Genomic DNA, 21391 nt, shown 5'->3' with positions numbered 1-21391 from the left:
ACTCACTACACTCAGCGGCATTGTTCTATTGCTAAAAAAAGAGAAATAATGATGCAACCTGGGAAAGGGTTTTTAGTCTGGCTAGCGGGCCTTAGCGTGCTCGGCTTTCTGGCAACAGATATGTATCTGCCCGCCTTCGCCGCAATTCAGTCCGATCTGCAAACGCCTGCATCTGCCGTCAGCGCTAGCCTGAGCTTGTTCTTAGCCGGTTTTGCCGTCGCACAACTGCTGTGGGGACCGCTCTCTGACCACTATGGTCGCAAGCCTATTTTGCTGCTGGGTTTATCTATTTTCGCACTGGGCAGTCTGGGCATGCTGTGGGTTGAAAACGCCACAGGCCTGCTGGTTCTGCGATTTGTTCAGGCCGTTGGCGTCTGTGCAGCATCGGTTATCTGGCAAGCGCTGGTTACCGACTATTATCCTTCACAAAAAGTAAACCGCATCTTTGCCACCATTATGCCGCTGGTCGGGTTATCACCTGCCCTCGCCCCGTTATTAGGTAGTTGGATCCTAGTACATTTTTCCTGGCAGGCCATTTTTGCCACCCTATTCGCCATTACTCTGATTCTGATGCTTCCGGCGCTGCGTTTAAAGCCTACAGCTAAAGCACGCGATGACAGCCAGGATAAACTGACTTTCACCACCTTGCTGCGCTCGAAAACTTACCGTGGAAACGTGCTGATTTATGCCGCCTGTTCCGCGAGCTTTTTTGCATGGCTGACGGGTTCCCCGTTCATCCTTAGCGAAATGGGTTATAGCCCAGCGGTAATTGGTCTGAGCTATGTTCCGCAAACTATCGCCTTTTTAATCGGTGGTTACGGCTGTCGTGCTGCGCTGCAAAAATGGCAGGGTCGTCAGCTGCTGCCCTGGTTACTCATTCTGTATGCCTTCAGCGTTGTAGGCACCTGGGCGACCGGCTTTATTCATCATGTCGCATTGGCTGAAATCCTGATCCCATTCTGCGTTATGGCGATTGCGAACGGCGCAATCTACCCTATCGTTGTCGCCCAGGCATTACGCCCTTTCCCACAGGCCACTGGACGCGCTGCCGCATTGCAGAATACGCTACAACTGGGTTTATGCTTCCTGGCAAGCCTTGTCGTTTCCTGGTTGATTGCTACCCCGCTGCTCACCACTACCAGCGTTATGCTGACCACGGTATTGCTGGCTGCTGTGGGTTACAAAATGCAATCGCAGAAAACTGACGCCCCGCAAACAGATGACCGCGCGCAAATTGCCCACGGAGAGTCTCAGTAATAATTGTCGCGGGCAATTATTAGCCCGCTAAGAATTATCAGTTGAATCGTCAAAAATTCAGGCCTATACTGATTTCCGGATGTTAAAAAAACGATAATTTTTATGTGTTAACGGGAACAAGAATGTTCCCGTATTCCCACGGATGGTCTTTTCGGCAAGGGTTCCTCCCTTCCTCTGTTCTACGTCGGATTATAGATTCACGGATTAATTCCGTGAGATTTCTCACAAAGCCCAAAAAAGCGTCTACGCTGTTTTAAGGTTCTGATCACCGACCAGTGATGGAGAAGCTATGAGTTCATCGTGTATAGAAGACGTCAGCGTACCGGATGATGACTGGTACCGCATCACCAATGAATTATTGAGCCGTGCAGGCATTACCATTAATGGCCCGGCACCGGCGGATATTCGCGTAAAGAACCCCGATTTTTTCAAACGAGTATTGCAGGAAGGATCGTTAGGGTTAGGTGAAAGTTATATGGATGGCTGGTGGGAATGCGACCGGCTGGATATGTTTTTTAGTAAAGTCCTACGCGCCGGTCTTGAAAACCAACTCCCCCGCCACTTCAAAGATACGTTACGAATTGCCGCTGCTCGCTTGTTCAATTTGCAGACCAAAAAGCGTGCATGGGTTGTCGGCAAAGAACATTACGATTTAGGCAACGATCTCTTTACTCGCATGCTGGACCCCTATATGCAGTATTCCTGCGCCTACTGGAAAGATGCCGATACCCTGGAATCTGCCCAGCAGGCGAAGCTAAAAATGATTGCTGAAAAGCTGCAGTTGAAGCCAGGGATGCGGGTGCTCGATATAGGCTGCGGCTGGGGCGGCTTATCCCAGTTTATGGCATCAGAATATGGCGTCAGCGTGGTGGGTGTAACCATTTCGGCAGAACAGCAGAAAATGGCGCAGTCACGGTGTGCGGGGCTTGATGTCACAATTTTGCTGCAGGATTATCGTGACCTGAATGACAAATTCGATCGTATTGTTTCCGTCGGCATGTTTGAGCATGTAGGGCCGAAAAACTACGCCACCTATTTTGACGTGGTCGATCGCAATTTAAAACCGGATGGTCTCTTTTTACTGCATAGCATCGGCTCCAAAAAGACCGACAATAACGTTGATCCGTGGATCAATAAATATATCTTCCCGAACGGCTGTTTACCATCAGTTCGCCAGATTGCCAACGCCAGCGAGCCACATTTTGTAATGGAAGACTGGCATAATTTTGGCGCGGATTACGACACGACGCTGATGGCCTGGCACGAACGTTTCATTAACTCCTGGCCTGAAATCGCCGATAACTATACCGAACGTTTCAAACGGATGTTCAGCTATTATCTGAACGCTTGTGCCGGAGCGTTTCGAGCTCGCGATATTCAGTTATGGCAGGTGGTTTTTTCTCGCGGCGTTGAACACGGCCTGCGCGTTCCCCGTTAATCGTTATCGCCCCCGTATCAACGAGGGCTTAACTCTCAGGCTTAGGCTCCCGCTTCTCCCGTTATGTTGCTGATGGCGCTTTCACGCGCCGCCAGCACACGCTCAACAGTATCAACCACCGCCTGCGTTTGGGGATCGATTTCGATATTAACCCTTGCGCCCAGCTTTTTCTTGCCAAGCGTCGTACGCTCCAGCGTTTCCGGGATCAAGTGTACACAGAAACGCGTCGGCGTCACTTCACCGACCGTCAGACTGATACCGTCAATACCAATAAATCCTTTGTACAGGATATATTTCATCAGCGACGGGTCCTGGACTTTAAACCACACCTGGCGGTTATTCTCCGAGGTCAGAATTTTCGACACTTCGGCAGTGGTCATAATATGGCCCGACATTAAATGTCCGCCAATCTCATCACTGAATTTTGCCGCACGCTCAACGTTAACCAAATCACCGACCTTCAGTTCGCCCAGATTGGTGATACGCAGCGTTTCTTTCATCAGGTCAAAGCTTATCTGGTTCCCGTTAATTTCGGTGACCGTCAGGCAGCACCCATTGTGGGCAACCGATGCGCCGGTCTCCAGCGCATCCAGCATATATTCAGGCAACTCCACAACATGCGTACGAAAATTTGGTTTTTCATCAATGGACACCAATTTTGCGGTGCCCTGCACAATACCCGTAAACATACTCCCTACTCCTGAACTCAATTAAGACATCTCTGCACAGCACAATAGCAGGTGGAAATTCAGGTTGCCAGCAATGCGCCGCGCCTGCCTGTTTTTTCACTGGAGAATTACGTATTCCTCGCTACAATAGACTGAAATTTCCCCTGCTTTTTCTCCTTGCTGCCATATAAGGCGGCTTTTTTAGTCTCTCAAATAACAACAATATAGTGGTGTACACGTGCAAAAGTATGTAAGTGAAGCGCGTCAGTTATTAGCTCTGGCAATTCCGGTGATTCTTGCGCAAATCGCTCAAACCGCAATGGGATTCGTTGATACCGTCATGGCGGGCGGATACAGCGCCACGGATATGGCGGCCGTCGCCATTGGTACCTCTATCTGGTTACCTGCCATTCTGTTTGGTCACGGACTACTGCTGGCATTGACGCCGGTCATTGCGCAACTCAATGGTTCCGGACGCCGGGATCGAATCGCCCATCAAATACGTCAGGGATTCTGGCTGGCGGGCAGCGTCTCCGTGCTGATTATGGTTGTGCTATGGAACGCAGGGTACATTATTCGCTCCATGCATAACATTGACCCGGCGCTGGCGGATAAAGCCGTTGGCTACCTGCGTGCCTTGCTGTGGGGCGCACCGGGGTATTTGTTCTTCCAGGTAGCCCGTAACCAGTGCGAAGGATTAGCCAAAACTAAACCAGCGATGGTGATGGGTTTTCTCGGCCTGCTGGTGAACATTCCGGTTAACTACGTTTTCATTTATGGACATTTAGGCATGCCGGAACTGGGTGGCGTAGGCTGCGGCGTGGCTACGGCGGCTGTTTACTGGGTGATGTTTATCGCCATGCTCTCTTACATCAAACGTGCGCGCTCAATGCGCGATATCCGTAATGAGCGTGGTTTCCAGAAACCTGACACCGCAGTAATGAAGCGTCTGGTGCAACTGGGTTTACCTATCGCGCTGGCGTTATTTTTCGAGGTAACGCTGTTTGCAGTGGTCGCTCTGCTGGTTTCCCCGCTGGGGATTGTCGACGTGGCCGGACACCAGATCGCACTGAACTTCAGTTCGTTAATGTTCGTCCTGCCGATGTCTCTGGCTGCTGCCGTCACCATTCGTGTCGGTTATCGTCTGGGCCAGGGCTCCACGCTGGATGCACAAACTGCAGCCAGAACGGGTCTGGGTGTCGGTGTCTGCATGGCGGTCGTAACGGCGCTTTTCACCGTGACATTCCGCGAGCATATTGCCCTGCTCTACAACAATAATCCGGAAGTCGTCACCCTGGCCGCGCAGCTCATGTTACTGGCCGCGGTGTATCAAATATCGGACTCTATCCAGGTTATTGGCAGCGGGATCCTGCGTGGTTATAAAGATACGCGTTCCATTTTCTTTATAACCTTTACAGCCTACTGGGTGCTGGGTCTGCCGAGCGGCTATATACTGGCGCTGACCGATCTGGTGGTTGACCGCATGGGGCCAGCAGGATTCTGGATGGGCTTTATTATCGGCCTGACCTCTGCGGCGGTGCTGATGATGCTGCGGATGCGCTTTCTGCAACGCCAGCCGTCAGCGGTTATATTGCAACGAGCTGCACGATAATGCCTAAATAGCCGCCGTCTGGCGGCTTTTTTTACATCCTCAGAACGGGCTGGCGTTTTGGGCGTTCATCCACGCTTCACTAATGGGATGCCTGAAATGCAGTTCACTGGCATGCAGCATCAGTCGCGGCACCCTTTCAGTGCCAGGCAGCAGACGCACGCCATACAAATCACAGCCTAAAATCGGATGTCCCAACAGCTGACAGTGGATCCGCAGTTGGTGGGTCCGCCCGGTTTCAGGCATCAGTTGTACCCGCGTCAAGGGGAGCAACGCCCCCTTTTCCTGACGATGATAAAAGCGCTCGACAACCTGATAGCGCGAACGTGCGGGTTTGCCGTTGAGAGCACAAATTGACATTAATGGAAACAGCGACGGGTCTTTGGCAATCGCTGCATCGATAACTCCTTCGTCGTTTTCCAGATGGCCGCATAACAGCGCGCTGTACACCTTAGTGACCGTACGCTGGCTGAACTGCTGGCAAAGCGCAGCGTTGATAGCCTTGTTACGGGCGACCACCATCAGTCCAGAAGTGCCGAAATCAAGCCGATGTACCAGCGTGCAGCCAGGGTAAATCTGTACCAGCCGGTGATGTACCGAATCGAGATTCTGCGGATTTTTGCCCGACAAGCTAAGCAACCCGCTGGGTTTATTGATTAGCACCAGATGCTCGTCCCGATAGAGGGTCTCTATCTCGTCATGACAAGGCGGGGCAATAAAGGTATCGAGGATCGTAGACATCAGGCGGCCAGAATGAGGTGTGGGGACGGATGATAACGAATTTTCACCGCAGTGGCGAATCGGAGCGTTGACCCAATGGCTGGCATGGTAGAGTGTGATTTATCCTGAGTGCGATGAGAGGGTTATTCTGTGCAACAAATCGATTTTTACATGGTGGATGCCTTTACCACCACGACGTTTGGCGGTAATGCCGCAGCAGTCTGTCCGCTCACGGACTGGTTACCCGATGAAACATTATTAAAGATGGCGCAGCAGCATAATCAGTCAGAAACCGCTTTTTTTGTCGCCAATGAGAATGGTTTTGAGCTGCGTTGGTTTACCACTCAGGGTGAAATCAATCTGTGTGGGCATGCCACGCTTGCCGCCGCGCATGTCATCTTTGAACATCTGGATTACCCGGATACAAAAATCCATTTTGCTACCCGCTTTGTGGGACCGCTGACGGTCACGCGCAGCGGTGAATGGCTGACGCTCGATTTTCCTGCCTGGCAAAGCGAATCTGCCGTGCCGCCCGCTTTACTGCTGGAAACATTAGGCATCACCGAATACAAAGAGATGCGCGTGGCACGCGATTACATGGTGGTGTTGGAAAATCAACAGCAGGTTGAGGCTGTTCGCCCAAACATCCACGCCATGCTTCCGCTGGGGAAAATGGTGTGCATCACCGCGCCGGGTGACGGGGAATACGATTTTGTCAGCCGTTTCTTCTGCCCGGGTGAAGCCGTCGCGGAAGACCCGGTCACAGGCTCGGCACATAGCATGCTGATCCCTTACTGGGCTGCAAAACTGAATAAAACACAGATGCTGGCGCGCCAGGTCTCTGAGCGCGGCGGGGATTTACGCTGTCAGTTAGCAGGAACGCGTGTTTATATCAGTGGACAGGCAATAACTTATCTGACCGGTAAAGTGCTGCTGCGCTAGCAGCCTTACCCGAAATAACCAATCCATGGAGGATTTATGTCGAACAAACTCGTGCAGATACACTTTGATTTTCATGGTCCGTTTGGGGCTGAGATGTCGAGTCAGCTCGTTGAACTGGCCGAATCAATCAACCAGGAGCCAGGGTTCATCTGGAAAATCTGGACCGAGAACGAAGCAAATCACGAAGCGGGTGGCATCTACCTGTTCCGGGACGAAGACACCGCTCAGGCCTATATCAAAAAGCATACCGCCCGTCTGAAGCATCTGGGTGTGGAAGACGTGACGTTCAAAATCTTCGATATCAATGAACCGTTAACTAAAATTAACCACGGTCACATCGGCTAGTATTTTGCCTTAGACGCCCCGCCCGGGGCGTTTCTTCACTCTCCTGCCTTCCCCTCTTCGTTCCTACCCAGGTTAGCGATTTACGTTAGCCACATTTGCAATAGTTCACAAAATCATCACCCGCGAAAATTATCTCTAGCCGAAAGTGGCATATAGGCGTATAAAACAATACAAATTGTATTATTTTATACAAAGTGAATCATTGGCTACAGGAGGTTTATTATGTCCGCGGACATTACACTGAACTCATCTGCTGGAAGCTTCCCGCCAGCAGGTCATTACTCGCACAGTACAACGGCTGGCGGTTTCGTCTTCATTTCTGGGCAATTGCCGGTCACTTTCGACGGCGAGAAAAAAGCGGATGCCTCTTTTGAAGATCAAACCCGGCTGGTGCTACAGAATATTGATGCTTGTCTGGCGGGTGCTGGAGTTTCCCGCCAGCATCTGGTGTCAGTTCGCGTCTATGTGACGGATATGAATCAGTGGCCGACGTTTAACAAAATCTATGGGGAGTGGATCGGTGATTTCCGTCCATCCCGTGCTGTAGCCGGTGTTGCGGAACTTCATTATGGTTTTGCGCTGGAAGTTGAAGCTATGGCGTTGGCCCCGCAAGCGTGACATTTAACAACATACAGGTGAACAACAATGACTGAAATGACACTGCCTGATTATAACGATGTTGCCGCTGCGGCAGCGCGCATCGCAGATTATGCTAACAAAACGCCGGTGATGACATCCCGAACGGTTAATGAAGAATTTGGCGCGGAAGTCTTCTTTAAGTGCGAAAATTTCCAGAGAATGGGCGCCTTCAAATTTCGCGGCGCTATGAATGCGCTACGCCAGTTCACACCACAACAACGTGCTGCGGGTGTCGTGACGTTTTCTTCCGGTAACCATGCGCAGGCCATTGCACTGTCGGCAAAATTATTGGAGATTCCAGCAACAATTATCATGCCGCATGATGCTCCGGTAGCTAAAGTTGCAGCAACAAAAGGCTATGGCGGAAAGGTGGTAACTTACGATCGCTATACTGAAGATCGTGAAAAAATTGGTCGGGACCTAGCAGAGAAACAGGGGTTAACGCTGATCCCCCCTTACGACCATCCGCACGTGATTGCAGGCCAGGGCACCGCCACAAAAGAGCTGATTGAAGAAGTGGGTCAGTTAGACGCCCTTTTCGTTTGTCTGGGCGGTGGCGGCCTGCTCTCAGGATCCGCTCTGGCGGCCAGACATCTGTCTCCTGACTGCATCGTCTATGGTGTCGAACCTGAAGCGGGTAACGATGGTCAACAGTCGTTTCGTAGCGGAAAAATTGTTCATATCGATACGCCCAAAACCATTGCTGACGGTGCTCAGACCCAACATCTCGGGAACTATACGTTTCAGATTATCCAGCAAAACGTGAACGATATTCTGACGGTTTCAGACGCTGAGTTAATCACCTCAATGAAATTTATCGCTGAACGCATGAAAATCGTCGTTGAGCCGACCGGGTGTCTGGGTTTTGCTGCGGCCAGAGCGCGCAAAGCTGAACTTCGCGGCAAGAAAGTCGGCATTATCATCAGCGGCGGAAACGTGGATATCAGCCGCTACAGTGAATTTCTGGCCAGATGATAAACAGGGTATCTGTCATGCAGATACCCTAATGTTACTGTCTGTACATTGCCGTCTGGAAAAACGATCCCAGGTCACTGTAAACTGCTCGCAATCATGGCAACAGGCATCACCGCAGGAGACTGGCATGCCAAAAACCGACAATAACTCGCTTCTCAGCCAAATTGATACTATCGCCAGGGGATTGAGTGAGACCTTCTCTCCGTTTTGCGAAGTGGTGGTTCATGACCTCAAAAATCCTGAACATGCCATTTTATCCATCCATAATAATCTGTCCGGACGTCAACCCGGCCAGCCAGCAACCGAGCTTGGCCTGGCGAGAATCGCATCGCCTGACTTTCCCAGCATCATTGCGAACTACAGTAATCAGTTTGCCGATGGTCGCCCGGTGAAAAGTACCTCAATTGGCATCAAGGATGAAGAAGGCAGATACGTAGCAGCTCTCTGTCTGAATGTAGATATGACGCTGTTTCGTGGCATGCAGAGTGCTCTTGCGCGTTTTACTGAAACCGAAAACTCCCCCATTAAGGAACATATCGATCCCGGCAGTAACGAAGTCATCCGCCAGCGTATTGATGACTTTGCCGCTAAACGCGCTACGACGGCCCGAGCCCTTAAACCTCAAGACCGTAAGCTGCTGATTCAACAATTACGCCAGGACGGTTTGCTGAACGTACGCAAATCTATGGATACGGTGGCACAGCATCTGGGCGTATCAAGGGCCACCGCCTACCTGTATGCCCGCCAGTCAGTTCAGGCGGGTGAATAAACGGGTTCAGTTGAACTGCACCAGCCGCAGCATAAAAAGTCTGATCTTGATTACCGACACGAAGCGCTCCCGCTATACTTTGGCCCGCTTCGTATCCGATATAGCCACCAACCAGTAAACAACGCCCCGCCGCTGGGAAAAAATAAACCTTTATTTTCGTAGGCATTTATTGGCACTGAGTCAATAAATGATTTATTTTTGTACATACATAGTGAGATTACGTTTTCCTCAAATAACACCATCAGCATTGATTAAACATCATAATAAAACAGACAAAATCTAACCCATTGATTTAGAGGAATAAAAATAAAGCTGAATTTATTGCATCAATAATACCTATGCAATATATATAAATAGAGTGATATCTAAATTATAATTCTTTTACATCCGGCTGATTGGTGAGGTAAGAATGCGGTTAATCGTAATGTTAGTAAGCTTTGTGCTCACCACCCAGCTCTGGGCAGGTGAACTTCCCCAGCCTTCCGGTACAGTTCTTTTAACGCTGTCCGGTAATATTGAAAATACAAATGCAGACGGGAAAGCCGTTTTTGATACCGCCAGCCTTGAGAAGCTGGGCATGGTCAGTTTCCAGACCACCTCCCCCTGGTATAATGGACGCACTACTTTTACGGGTATTCCACTACAAAAGCTCATGGATTACGTCGGCGCGAGCGGCTCGGTTGTAAAGGTCACTGCGCTCAATGACTACACCACCGTAATCCCTCTCAGTGATTTCAAAAAATACAATGCCATCCTTGCGTTAAAAATCAACGGAAAATATATGCGCATCCGTGATAAAGGTCCTTTATTCATTGTGTACCCCTATGACAGCATGCCGGAACTGAATAATCAGATTTATTATTCAAGGTCTGCATGGCAGGTCAGTAGTATGGATATTGAGTAAGCGTTCAGAGGAACATCATGAACAGAATACTGGCTGGCATCATCTTTTTTCTTTTTATATCTACCGGATATATCTCTTTCCTCGTGCATGAACGGCAACAAGAGTTACAGAAACTGACTCATTACACCGATTCCTGGTCTGCTGCTCAGCTGGTATCACAATATTACCGATTCGAGTCATTGCTGGGTCTTTACACTATCGATGATACGATGAATCTCGATGATGTACGCATGCGCCTCGACATTATGCTCAGCCAGAGTGATTTAATAAAAGAAGGTGACCTGGGGCGCTACATAGAAAGCAATATAGCCCACCGTGAGCTGGCGGTAAAACTTGAAAACACCCTTAGTTTTCTGGATGTTAATCTAGAGAAAATGAACCGTTCAGCACTCCAGGCTTATCTGAAAAAAATGCATACTCTGGATGCGCCACTGGGTCGTCTTTCATCTGGTGCGTTAAACAAAGATGTTAACTCGATCAATAACGCCAACCAAAAAATTCAAACGCTGTACTATATTTACTCAGCAACCTCGGTGCTGCTGATAATACTGAGTGCGATTCTGGGAGTGCTCATTTTCTATCAAAACAGAAATATTCTGCGGGCGCACCTGCAGGTCAAGAGTCTTGCCGAAGAACTGCAGAAATCTAAAGAAAAGCTGCAAATCCAGAATGCTAAACTGGAATATGACGTCTACCATGACTCTCTTACCGAGATGAATAATCGTCAACTATTCTGGAGCGATTTAAATAAAACAATTGAGATAGCAGAAAAAAATCACGATTCTGTGACTGTGATGTTGTTTGATTTAGATCGATTCAAAGAGGTAAATGATACGTATGGTCATGATGCCGGTGATATGTTGCTACGCCAGATATCAGACCGACTGGTTTCAATGAGTCTTACTTCGGATACGCTGTATCGCCTGGGTGGAGATGAATTTGCGTTTCTCTCAAGTGGCCTGACAGAAAGCCACGCCGTTTCGCGGGCCCAGAAAATATGTGAATTTATCAGCCAGCCCTACACTATTTATAACACGATTATCAACATAACCACCTGTGTTGGCATTGTTATCTCAGACACTGAACGTCGTTCCGACTATCTTTATAAATTTGCCGATCTGGCCCTTTATGAAGCCAAAGGTGAAGGCTCAGGTAAGATAAAAGTCTTCCGACAACGAATGTTAGAAAAGCTACAAGAAAGCAGAACGCTTGAGCATGATATGGCATTGGCAATAGTGAACAAAGAATTCGTGGTTTATTACCAGCCCATTGTTGACTCCTTCAGCCAGGAAATTTATAGCTATGAAGCCCTAATTCGTTGGCTCCATCCTCTGAAGGGCCTCCTGTCGCCGGATAGCTTTATTCCTGTTGCTGAAAAAACCGGAATGATTAATGAGATGGGGAAAGCAGTGCTTGAAATTGCCTGCAGGGAAGCGGCTTGTTGGGCGGTTCCTGCTAAAATTTCAGTAAATGTCTCTCCTGTCCAGCTAAGCAGCAAAGCCTTTGTCGGTATCGTACTGTCTATTCTGAAAGAAACTGGACTCCCAGCCGATCGTCTTGAACTGGAAGTAACAGAGTCCTCTCTCTTCACTGAGAGTACGACACCGATGAATACGCTTAATAAGCTCAGAGCCCTGGGCGTAAAAATCTCCATCGATGATTTTGGTACCGGATATTCTTCTCTTTCGCGCCTGAGCAAGCTTGCCTTCGATAAAATTAAAATAGACAAGTCTTTTGTGCATTCAATATCCACACATGAAGATGCGCTTAATATCATCAAACTGATCACGGGCATGGCGAAATCCCTCAATATGAAGGCTGTTGCTGAAGGTGTTGAAACGCAGGAACAACTAAAAAGCCTTCAGGCGCTGGGCTGCGATTTCGCCCAAGGATATCTGTTTGGTAAACCTCAACCTTGTGTCAATGAGGAAATCAGAAATGGTCAAGTTGTGCCAATAAACAACAGAAAAACGATGCCATGAAGATTTTCTATCAGGCTTCAACTGCCCGTAACGCGCTGAGTGGCAATGTCGACGCTAAACTCACCCTGACCTGAGGTTTAAAAAATGAGCACTTTTCATCAACTTACCGCCACAAGCCTGAATGGTCAGCTTATTTCAATGGCCGACTATGCAGGCAAACTGGTACTGGTGGTTAATACCGCCAGCCATTGTGGCTTTACGCCACAATATGCGGGCCTTGAAGCACTGTATAAGAAATACAACACACAGGGCCTGGTGGTGCTTGGTTTCCCCTGCAACCAGTTTGGTAAGCAGGAACCCGGTGGGGCCGACGAAATCGCGCAGACCTGCTACGTCAACTACGGCGTGAGTTTTCCAATGTTTGAGAAAGTGGAGGTTAACGGTGCCGCTACACACCCGGTATTTCGTTACCTGAAAGATGAATTACCCGGCATACTGGGTGGGAGGATCAAGTGGAACTTCACTAAATTTCTGGTCGGACGCGACGGAAAACCGCTTAAGCGTTTTGCCCCCTTCACCACTCCAGAAAAAATAGAAACCGTCATCTTTGATGCACTAAAAATCTAATGGTTGCTGTCATTCAAATATCACATTAACACTGTGGATATTCATTGGTTTTTATCTTCAGTAAGTCACCGTATTAGCCAAAATAAGCGGCAATCTTCAGCTAAAGTTGGTAAATCCCCTGAACGGTTCTATAGTCTGGACTGCTTTTCATTACAGGGTTCACTAATGCGATTTAACGGACTGACTAAAGGTTTCTTCATTTTCATACTTGCCCTCGTGACCTGGGCGTTCTTCGATGTGCTGTCCCCCTACTTTTCCGCCATTTTGTGGGCCGCGATATTAACGACTATCTTTAACCCGGTAAAAAACAGACTGCGCAGCGCGCTTGGCGAACGCAACGGACTGGCATCGTTGATTACCATCGTCATTATCTGTCTGATTGTCTTTATCCCGCTGATGGTAATCCTGTCATCGCTGGCCATTGAACTGAACGTGGTGTACACCAAACTGCAACAGAATGACACGCAGTTCCCGGAGGTCGTCGCTTCTGTTCTTTCGTATCTTCCTGACTGGGCCAGAGGTTTTCTGGCAGAACACAATCTGGATGATGTCGCGCAGATCCAGAAAAAACTGTCCGATGTCGTGCTGCAGGGTGGACAGTACCTCGCCGGCAGCGCGTTCCTGATTGGTAAAGGAACATTCGGCTTTGCTATTAGCTTCGGCATCATGCTGTATCTACTGTTCTTCTTACTGAAGGACGGACCGTACCTGGTGCGCCAGATTCTGGACTCATTACCGCTTTCTGATTTTGCTAAACAGCACCTGTTTGCAAAATTCGTCGGCGTGACGCGGGCAACCGTCAAGGGCACGGCGGTCGTCGCTTTGGTTCAGGGTATTCTTGGCGGCATCGCGTTTGCGATTGTAGATATCGACGGTAGCGTTCTGTGGGGCGCGTTGATGGCGTTTCTCTCCCTCGTGCCCGCCGTCGGTTCAGCGATCGTCTGGGTACCAGCAGCAATATTTCTGTTCGCCACCCATCAGCTATGGCAAGGGCTGTTTATCGTTGGCTTCTTTGTGATTATCGTTGGGCTGGTGGACAATATCCTGCGCCCGCTGCTGGTAGGTAAAGACACCAAAATGCCGGACTATCTGATTTTGATTACCACTCTCGGCGGCATGGAGATCTACGGTATTAACGGCTTTGTGATTGGCCCCCTGGTTGCCGCACTATTCATTACCTGCTGGAACCTGTTTTCCGGGCGTGACCATGAAGGTAACGTAGAAGGAATCGACGAAGCCTTTATGGAAGAAGGAAAAAATCCTCCAGATTTTTGATTGCAGGACGATAACAGAAGGCGGTTTAAGGACCGCCTTTTTTATTTTCACGCAAAATCATACGTTTCCTATAATTTCAATCATGCGTATTCATTAATCGTCGCAGAAGGAACTAATCAGTGCGAATAGCCACAATCACCAACTGGGCCTATAGCGCGACGGTATGTCTGACCATCGCTTCAGGCGTTGTCATGCTGATGGCATCCAGCGCCGATAACACAGAACGCCAGGTGGTAGAACAGCGTTATCAGTTCGATCAACTTACCGAAGAAGTCGAACTCGATGCCTGGTCGCTGTCCGACCTGGCGCGCGACTATGTTATTGCAAAAGATCCTGAGGTGCTCAACGCCTACCGCCAGAAAGAAGCGTCGCTGAAAGCCGTTGAGCATCGTCTGTCGAAGCTCAAAGACCTTGGTGCAATGGATGAAGAGCTGGCGCTATTGCATGAAGGGCTGCGGATTGTGGATGCTCTGCAGGATGAGCAGGCCGAGGCGCTTGCCAGCGTCGCGCGTGGAGAAGAGTCGCAGGCCATCGCCCTGCTGTACGGAAAAGCCTATGAACAGGAACTGGAGCGAGCCCAGGACCGTATAGATCATTTCCGCCAGTTACTCGATAGCCGCGTACGCAACACGATTGAAGATGCAACCCAGTCATCCCGCATGCTGCGGACGGCCTCTGAAGTGATGGTCGGTCTGACGGCGCTGCTGTTTTTATTCGTTCTCGGTTTCATTTTAAAGCGTCGTGTTCTGCGCCCCGTCGTGCGTTTGAGCGATGTCGTAAACCGTCTCGCATCGCAGGATTATGCCGTTGAGACGCCCAGCTTTAACCAGATAGACGAAATAGGCGACATGGCACAGGCGATCCGGATATTCCGCGAGAACGGTCTGGCTCGTCAGAGACTGGAGAAGGAGCGAGATGCCGACTGGGCAATCCGCGATCTGCTGGCACGTATGACGCAGCGTCTGCAGGGCTGCGAGAATTTTGCCGATGTCATCAATGTGGCGGAACTGTTTGCACCGAATATTGCCCCAGGTATTGCCGGGCGGCTTTACATACTGGACCGGGAACCCTGGCAAATGCGCTGCGTTGCACAATGGCTCTCACCGCAGGGTAAAGCGGATGCGTTCCACCCGGACGAATGCTGGGCTGTGCGCCGCGGCCAGAGCCACCCTCCGGTACAAGGTGAACCCGATATCGCCTGCTACCATCTGCCGGACTCATGCCAGCAGCATACCCTGTGCGTTCCACTGATTGCCCAGGGAGAAGCCATCGGTCTGCTCTCATTCCAGAACCTTAGCGATGATTCCGCCCCCTCTCGTGCGTATCTGGAGCTAATGGCAGAAGCACTCGGCCTCGCATTAGCCAACCAGCGTCTGCGTGACGCCCTGCTGGAGAAAGCGCTCTACGATCCGCTAACTGGTCTACGCAACCGTCATCATCTGGAAGATACCTTACGCACTCTGATGAGCCAGGCCGTACGCAACAAGGAGCCGATCAGTTGCCTGATGATCGATATTGACCATTTTAAAAATATTAACGATCGCTTTGGTCACGAGGCGGGAGACAGCGTGATAAAAAGTATCGCCGCCACCATTCAGCGCGTGGTTCACGACAGCGGCATGGCCTTCCGCTATGGCGGTGAGGAGTTTCTGGTGCTGCTGGCCAATACGGATGAACAGGCCGCCAACCGCCTTGCGACGGATATTTATAACGGCGTACGCGAACTGTCGCTGCGCTTTGGCGTCTCTGAAATTGGTCACGTCGATGTTTCTATTGGCGTAGCCAGCTATCCGCAGCACGCCCAGAGCGACAACCTGCTGCGTGCTGCAGACGTGGCACTGTATCGCGCTAAAGAGCTGGGACGTTCGCGCATCGTGAGCTTTGGCATGCTGGAGGCCAGTTGAACATGGCTTTACCTCAACGCCAGGCGGTGATATGTTAATTCAATGAACACAAAACACGATATCACCGCTTTTAATTACAACCTGTGGTGGCTGCCTTCTTAAAGGCGGTCAAAATGTGTTTTTCCCATTTTTAGATAACCGCCGAAAGGCGGTTATTTGCATTTAGAGACCCCTTTCGGTTTTATGACTAAGGAGTCTTACATGAACAATAAAACCATCATCCTCACTGGCGATCGTCCCACCGGCCCGCTGCATCTTGGCCATTATGTGGGGTCATTGCGCCAGCGCGCCGCGCTGCAACATGATTATCAGCAGTTTATATTGGTGGCTGACCTGCAAGGGCTAACCGATAACGGCAGCACACCGCAAAAGATCCGCGACAATATTCCCGAGGTACTTGCCGACTATCTTGCCGCAGGAATAGATCCTTCACTGACCACTATTTGTTTGCAATCGGCCCTGCCTGCCCTTGCGGAATTGACCGCGCTTTATATGAATATCGTCACCGTGGCTCGCGTAGAGCGTAATCCTACGGTTAAAAACGAAATTGCGCAGAAAGGGTTTGCCCGCTCGTTACCGGTTGGTTTTCTGGTTTATCCCATCAGTCAGGCGGCAGATATTACGGCCTTCAAAGCCGAAGTGGTTCCCGTCGGCGACGATCAGTTGCCAATGATTGAGCAGACTAATGAAATCGTGCACAAGATGAATAGCCTGTTACCGGCCCCCGTCTTATCGCACTGCAAAGCGCTGCTGAGTGAAACCAGCCGCCTACCAGGGATCGACGGGAATGCCAAAATGTCAAAATCGCTTGGTAACACATTGCTCCTGTCAGCCAGCGAAGAAACCATTCATCACGCGGTCAGTGCAATGTACACCGACCCCAATCATCTGAAAGTATCCGACCCGGGGCAAATCGACGGCAATATGGTATTCATTTACCTCGACGCTTTTCATCCGGATAAAGCAAAAGTGGCGGAAATGAAAGCGCATTACCAACGGGGTGGACTGGGTGACCGGACATGCAAAAACGAGCTGGAGGTGTGCTTGCAGGAACTCATCGCCCCAATGCGCGAGCTGCGGGCAACCTACATTCAGGATAAAGGCATGCTGATGGCAATGCTCAAAAAAGGCAGCGAACAGGCGCACGAGATCACGCAGCAGACATTAAGAGAAGTGAAGCAAGGGCTGGGTTTGCCGGTGTTCTGAACTCGACCTATTACAGTCGGCCCAATAAATAAAGACAGCTCCCAACGAGTTACCTTCGCCGGGAGCTTTCAGAATCTTCCCCACGTTTTATCAGCAAAATGCACTAATGTTTTATTTCGAAATCAAAACCTCATTTCAGGCGATGGCCCCTCTGAGAAAAGGCATGGATTGTCGCCGAAGAGACTATGCTACTCAACGAGTGGCAAAAGGAAGCATTTCATCTGTATCTACAGACAAAGATGCCCGTTTTTCAATGTGAGTTAAACCAATGGAAAGTCGATCATTTATTCTCATATTAGTTCAAACTGGAGATGCTGTTATCATTACCCCTATAATAGGAGCATTAAATATATTATAACGCTCCTATTGAACCTACCGCTTTGGTTAGGTAATGCTTATAGTTTAAAACGTTAGAGAAATTTACTCGGCTAAATATCCACCATCAATTGGATAAACTCCTCCGGTACAGAATGCGGATTTGTCTGATAGCAAAAACAATATGAAGTCTGCTATTTCTTGCATTTTTGCCATCCTTTTCATAGGGTGGCTTTTGGCGAAGCTATGTACGATATTTTCAGGAAGTGCACTCATTCGCGGGGTCTGGACATAACCAGGAGCGACTGCATTTACTCGAATTCCTTGACATGCAAATTCTAGCGCTGCGGTTTGGGTTAAACCAATTATACCATGCTTAGCCACGGTGTAAGGCGCTAATCCAGGAATGCCAACCAGGCCATTTACGGCAGATAAATTCACTATTGAGCCACCAAACTTCATCATCTGAGGTATTTCATATTTTAGGCAGTAAAAAACTCCGCTCAATGAGGTGGCAATAACCTTATCCCAGTTCTCAACTGTTTGCTCTGTTATGTTTTTACCATGATCACCTGTTAAGCCTGCATTATTTACAGCATAATCAAGTCTGCCGAAGCGTTCGATAACCTCATCGATCATTTGTCGTACTTGTTCGGGCTGTGATACATCACATCCGATCCCCATCGCTTGTTGACCCTGTGAAGATAATTGTTTCGCTTTTTGTTTAGCCTGCTCTGACGAACGGGCGACAATAATGACCTTAGCACCATGTATGTGTAATTGCTTTGCGACGGCCTCACCTATTCCTGTAGTGCTTCCTGTTATCACAGCAATTTTATTTTGGAAATTCATACTCCCCCCAAAGATGTAGAATTGAACCTTTCATCTGGGTTAGTATACAAATGAGCTGTGACAGTTTTTGTCAGTACTCTTTCTCCTCGCTAATCCCTTCTTTTACTCTCCATTTTTTCAATAAAACCGCCCTGCTTTCACTATAAAAGGAATCCAGTTGCTCAATTTCCTTAATTTTGTCAGTCCTAAAGTGGCGAAAATCATTTCTCATCTCACACCATGCAACCAAAAGCCAACATGACTCCATGTATACCAACCCAATGGGCCATATGACTCGAGAAGAGTAAGAGTCTTTCTTATCACAATACTTTATTTTGATTCTCTTTCGCTTTTTAATAGCATTGCGAATATCTTCAAAAAACATCTCATTTTTTCTGAAGGACCAATCAGATAGGATTGACTTTCAATAAGATTTTTCAACTCACCGGAAATGACAGTATGTATTTTGGCAAGTGCATTCTTAGCGATAATTTTGAAATCATGGTCCGTATTATGAGAGACCCAATTCAATCCAAGCGTAATAGCATTGACTTCTTCATGAGACAGGTTTAAGGGTGGCAAATGAAAATCAGATTTAACGATATAACCAATTCCAGCACCACCTTCAATGCATACCTCTTGATGCTGCAGCGTTTTTATATCTCTGTAAAGGGAACGCACACTTATCCCTAATCTTTCTGAGAGTGTGGATGCAGTGATCGGATATCTTTGTGCCCTTAATATCTGTAGTAATTCGAGAAGCCTTTCTGTTCTAGTCATAGTGATAAATCCATCATGATCCTGAGACGATTTCTTAAAGCATCTATTAGATAAGCATCTTAGTACAAAGCAAGTGTAGATGGCTAAGTTGAACTGCCCCAAGGTCTGATACCGCGCTAAGTTCGTAATGCGTCCATCAGTGCGTCTGTTTTGAGGACACATTTCATCTCATTGCAGGTGGGTTGTAGCCATTCATCGCTTTTGTCGCCGGCAATACTGTGTCGGAAAGGCCACGGACTCCGACCAACTGCGGGGGATCTGTGGGGGATGAAATCAACGGCACGATCCGGAAAGAAGCGGAAAAGCCGCCCGTCCTGTGTCCACTCAGGCGCGGTACACTGGAGCCAACAATGGATATCCTTACGCATCGCGCGATATGGACATGGAACCGCAAAGCGTCATTACAAAACATCCGTAAAGCTGTTCGGATAGTATATCGTGCTGTGGGTGTGAGTGAATTCAGGCAACGGGCAGATATCACCGCAATTTTTACTCTGAACTATAAATTATGAGTCCCCTTTAATCATCAATATTATTGTTGAGACCTGACAATGGTCATTTCAGGCTTTATTTCTAATTTTCAGCACCAGATACCCGCTGATATTTATAGAACACATCTGTAATTTACTCCTTATTGGTGTAACGTGTAACTATATATTTCACGGAGTAACCAAATAATAGCAATTATGATTGCACGTGAAACTATTAGTGTATTCATGACTGTGAGATAAGTAGATCGTTATCATATATTATCTTTATTTTTCATGAAGATACAACCAAACCTCAAATTCATTTAATTTATTGAAACAATCGTTTAACCTGTTTTGATAGTTTTATTCTATTGATGATTTACTGACCGATCGATATTAACTTGTTTTAAGAGTAAAGGATGTTTGCAATACTTTTATGGCCGAAATATATGTCAACAAATAAATCAACATAAACAAATAGTAAACGGAGTCGCTAATGCACTTGAAATACAATATATCTAACGTTAACGCCAGAATCGGTCGATTCGTTCGTAGCAACCGACAAAAAATGAATATGAGCGCAGAAGAGTTAGCTGTTGAATTAAATATATGTCAGCAGCATGTATCACGGTTTGAACGGGGGCAGTGCGCTTTTACGTTAGAGTTTATTCTGCGAATTCTGAACGTTTTTAACATAAGACTGAGTCATCTTGTCAGTGAAGTTTTCTATGAGGATACACAGGTATTTAGCAAGGCCAGAAGCATTATCCAAAACAATTCAATGACTAAGACCATTAATTAACGAGCTTGATTTTTAAAAGCAGCATTTACTGGACAATATTCTTCAAGAGAAACCAAATACAACGTATTGCTTTTGTATTTCTCTAATTTTTACCGGGTGTGAATATCTAAAACCTGCTACATGAAGAAAGTCATGCTCCGCATCGCCATGTTTACTTGAATAAAGTGAACATGGCGCTGCACAGGCGTTGTATTTTTAAATCCATAATTAGGAATGTTACTTAAATGAAATTAAATAAACTACTGGTTGCTTTATCACTTACTTTTATTTCCGGCTCAGTCCTTGCGGCAGGTGGAGACACGGCCACGCTTAAAGTCACCGGAAAATTAGTGCCGGGCGCATGCGCCGTCAATCTGGATAACGCCGGTATTGTTGACTACGGAACAATGTTAATGACGAACCTGTCTGCAACTGAAGACAATCAACTGCCGGAAAAACGTATTAATATGGGTATTAAATGCAATTCCGAACGACTTGTTGCGTATACCCTTCATGATGAACGTAGAGATTCTCTTTATAATGGTGTGATTAAAAATGCCACCGTTGATGGCAGCGATATACCCGCAAGCAGCAATCAATTTGGTCTGGGGCTTACGAACGACGGTGAAACAACACTGGGGGCATATACTGTTATTAACTGGTTCCCTGATATGACTTATTCGGGTAGCACTGACAATCTGGTGTTTATCAGTAAAAAAATTACCAGCGACGACTGGTCACGCACGGCCTCTGGCAGCACCGTAAACGGCGTGGATGTTGCGGCCAGGTTACACACCTTAGGAAATCCTGATACATTAACCCCGGCAGCTTTCTCTGAATTGAAAGTTCCATTATCTATTAAAGGAGTTCTTCGCAAAGGGGAAGACCTTAAGATTACGGATGAAACGAATCTCGACGGTGAGGCAACGATTTCTCTGGTTTATCTTTAATAATATCCCGTAAATTAATACGATAAAATCAATTTTATCGACTCTGTTTATTACCGGGCCATGT

General features: G+C 48.0%; 19 protein-coding genes and 2 pseudogenes. 16 read left to right on the top strand and 5 right to left on the bottom strand.

Going from position 1 to position 21391, the window contains the following annotated elements:
* Positions 1-51: 51 nt before the first annotated feature.
* Positions 52-1257, top strand: a complete 1206-nt coding sequence (gene punC / locus OGV57_RS05310; RefSeq protein ID WP_054528352.1) for a purine nucleoside transporter PunC — start codon at positions 52-54, stop codon at positions 1255-1257.
* A 289-nt stretch (positions 1258-1546) separates the two neighbouring features.
* Positions 1547-2695 (top strand): cyclopropane fatty acyl phospholipid synthase, encoded by a 1149-nt coding sequence (gene cfa / locus OGV57_RS05305; RefSeq protein ID WP_003029219.1) that lies wholly within the window; start codon positions 1547-1549, stop codon positions 2693-2695.
* A 41-nt stretch (positions 2696-2736) separates the two neighbouring features.
* Here cfa and OGV57_RS05300 read toward each other — a convergent pair whose 3' ends face one another.
* Positions 2737-3384, bottom strand: a complete 648-nt coding sequence (locus OGV57_RS05300; RefSeq protein ID WP_003029220.1) for a riboflavin synthase — start codon at positions 3382-3384, stop codon at positions 2737-2739.
* Between the two features lie 217 nt (positions 3385-3601).
* Here OGV57_RS05300 and mdtK point away from each other — a divergent pair, with 217 nt between their 5' ends.
* Entirely contained in the window at positions 3602-4975 is a 1374-nt protein-coding gene (gene mdtK / locus OGV57_RS05295) for a multidrug efflux MATE transporter MdtK (protein ID WP_003029224.1), read from the top strand.
* A gap of 39 nt (positions 4976-5014) precedes the next feature.
* Here the strand turns inward: mdtK and OGV57_RS05290 are convergent, their stop codons facing one another.
* Positions 5015-5713 (bottom strand): RluA family pseudouridine synthase, encoded by a 699-nt coding sequence (locus OGV57_RS05290; RefSeq protein WP_054528351.1) that lies wholly within the window; start codon positions 5711-5713, stop codon positions 5015-5017.
* 129 nt (positions 5714-5842) lie between these two features.
* On the opposite strand from OGV57_RS05290, the gene OGV57_RS05285 reads away from it, so the two are divergent.
* The 11 genes from OGV57_RS05285 to trpS all read left to right on the top strand — a co-directional run bounded on the left by OGV57_RS05285 (position 5843) and on the right by trpS (position 17200).
* Positions 5843-6634 (top strand): PhzF family phenazine biosynthesis protein, encoded by a 792-nt coding sequence (locus OGV57_RS05285; protein WP_054528350.1) that lies wholly within the window; start codon positions 5843-5845, stop codon positions 6632-6634.
* Positions 6635-6670: 36 nt separating this feature from the next.
* Positions 6671-6979 (top strand): monooxygenase, encoded by a 309-nt coding sequence (locus OGV57_RS05280; protein ID WP_003836470.1) that lies wholly within the window; start codon positions 6671-6673, stop codon positions 6977-6979.
* Between the two features lie 222 nt (positions 6980-7201).
* The gene (locus OGV57_RS05275) at positions 7202-7597 is read left to right on the top strand and encodes a RidA family protein (protein WP_003029233.1); all 396 of its coding nucleotides are present in this window, start codon (positions 7202-7204) and stop codon (positions 7595-7597) included.
* A gap of 27 nt (positions 7598-7624) precedes the next feature.
* Positions 7625-8593, top strand: a complete 969-nt coding sequence (locus OGV57_RS05270; protein ID WP_054528349.1) for a threo-3-hydroxy-L-aspartate ammonia-lyase — start codon at positions 7625-7627, stop codon at positions 8591-8593.
* A 127-nt stretch (positions 8594-8720) separates the two neighbouring features.
* Positions 8721-9362, top strand: a complete 642-nt coding sequence (locus OGV57_RS05265) for a helix-turn-helix transcriptional regulator (RefSeq protein WP_003029239.1) — start codon at positions 8721-8723, stop codon at positions 9360-9362.
* Between the two features lie 409 nt (positions 9363-9771).
* Entirely contained in the window at positions 9772-10266 is a 495-nt protein-coding gene (locus OGV57_RS05260) for a putative pterin-binding protein (protein WP_003029241.1), read from the top strand.
* A gap of 17 nt (positions 10267-10283) precedes the next feature.
* The gene (locus OGV57_RS05255) at positions 10284-12248 is read left to right on the top strand and encodes a putative bifunctional diguanylate cyclase/phosphodiesterase (RefSeq protein WP_003029244.1); all 1965 of its coding nucleotides are present in this window, start codon (positions 10284-10286) and stop codon (positions 12246-12248) included.
* Positions 12249-12332: 84 nt separating this feature from the next.
* Positions 12333-12815, top strand: coding sequence for a glutathione peroxidase (locus OGV57_RS05250; protein ID WP_054528348.1), 483 nt, complete (start codon positions 12333-12335; stop codon positions 12813-12815).
* Between the two features lie 165 nt (positions 12816-12980).
* Complete coding sequence (locus tag OGV57_RS05245; RefSeq protein ID WP_044712332.1) at positions 12981-14090, top strand: AI-2E family transporter; 1110 nt, start codon at positions 12981-12983, stop codon at positions 14088-14090.
* A 119-nt stretch (positions 14091-14209) separates the two neighbouring features.
* Entirely contained in the window at positions 14210-15994 is a 1785-nt protein-coding gene (locus OGV57_RS05240; protein ID WP_054528347.1) for a diguanylate cyclase, read from the top strand.
* 201 nt (positions 15995-16195) lie between these two features.
* The gene (trpS, locus tag OGV57_RS05235) at positions 16196-17200 is read left to right on the top strand and encodes a tryptophan--tRNA ligase (protein ID WP_003029254.1); all 1005 of its coding nucleotides are present in this window, start codon (positions 16196-16198) and stop codon (positions 17198-17200) included.
* A gap of 420 nt (positions 17201-17620) precedes the next feature.
* Here the strand turns inward: trpS and OGV57_RS05230 are convergent, their stop codons facing one another.
* From OGV57_RS05230 to OGV57_RS23780, 3 genes and pseudogenes are all read right to left on the bottom strand, one after another.
* Positions 17621-18367, bottom strand: a complete 747-nt coding sequence (locus tag OGV57_RS05230) for an SDR family NAD(P)-dependent oxidoreductase (RefSeq protein ID WP_054528346.1) — start codon at positions 18365-18367, stop codon at positions 17621-17623.
* Positions 18368-18437: 70 nt separating this feature from the next.
* Positions 18438-19126, bottom strand: a pseudogene (locus tag OGV57_RS05220) (helix-turn-helix transcriptional regulator).
* A 134-nt stretch (positions 19127-19260) separates the two neighbouring features.
* A pseudogene (locus OGV57_RS23780) lies at positions 19261-19419 on the bottom strand (DNA methylase); the annotation flags it as partial.
* A gap of 673 nt (positions 19420-20092) precedes the next feature.
* On the opposite strand from OGV57_RS23780, the gene OGV57_RS05210 reads away from it, so the two are divergent.
* Complete coding sequence (locus tag OGV57_RS05210; protein WP_003029261.1) at positions 20093-20398, top strand: helix-turn-helix domain-containing protein; 306 nt, start codon at positions 20093-20095, stop codon at positions 20396-20398.
* A 224-nt stretch (positions 20399-20622) separates the two neighbouring features.
* Positions 20623-21327, top strand: coding sequence for a DUF1120 domain-containing protein (locus OGV57_RS05205; RefSeq protein ID WP_016150178.1), 705 nt, complete (start codon positions 20623-20625; stop codon positions 21325-21327).
* The last annotated feature ends 64 nt before the right edge of the window (positions 21328-21391 follow it).

Source organism: Citrobacter sp. Cf087 (genome assembly GCF_030334285.1).
GTDB classification, from domain to species: domain Bacteria; phylum Pseudomonadota; class Gammaproteobacteria; order Enterobacterales; family Enterobacteriaceae; genus Citrobacter; species Citrobacter freundii.
The sequence above is the reverse complement of the archived record's forward strand: the minus strand, read 5'-3'. Positions and strand labels throughout refer to the sequence as shown.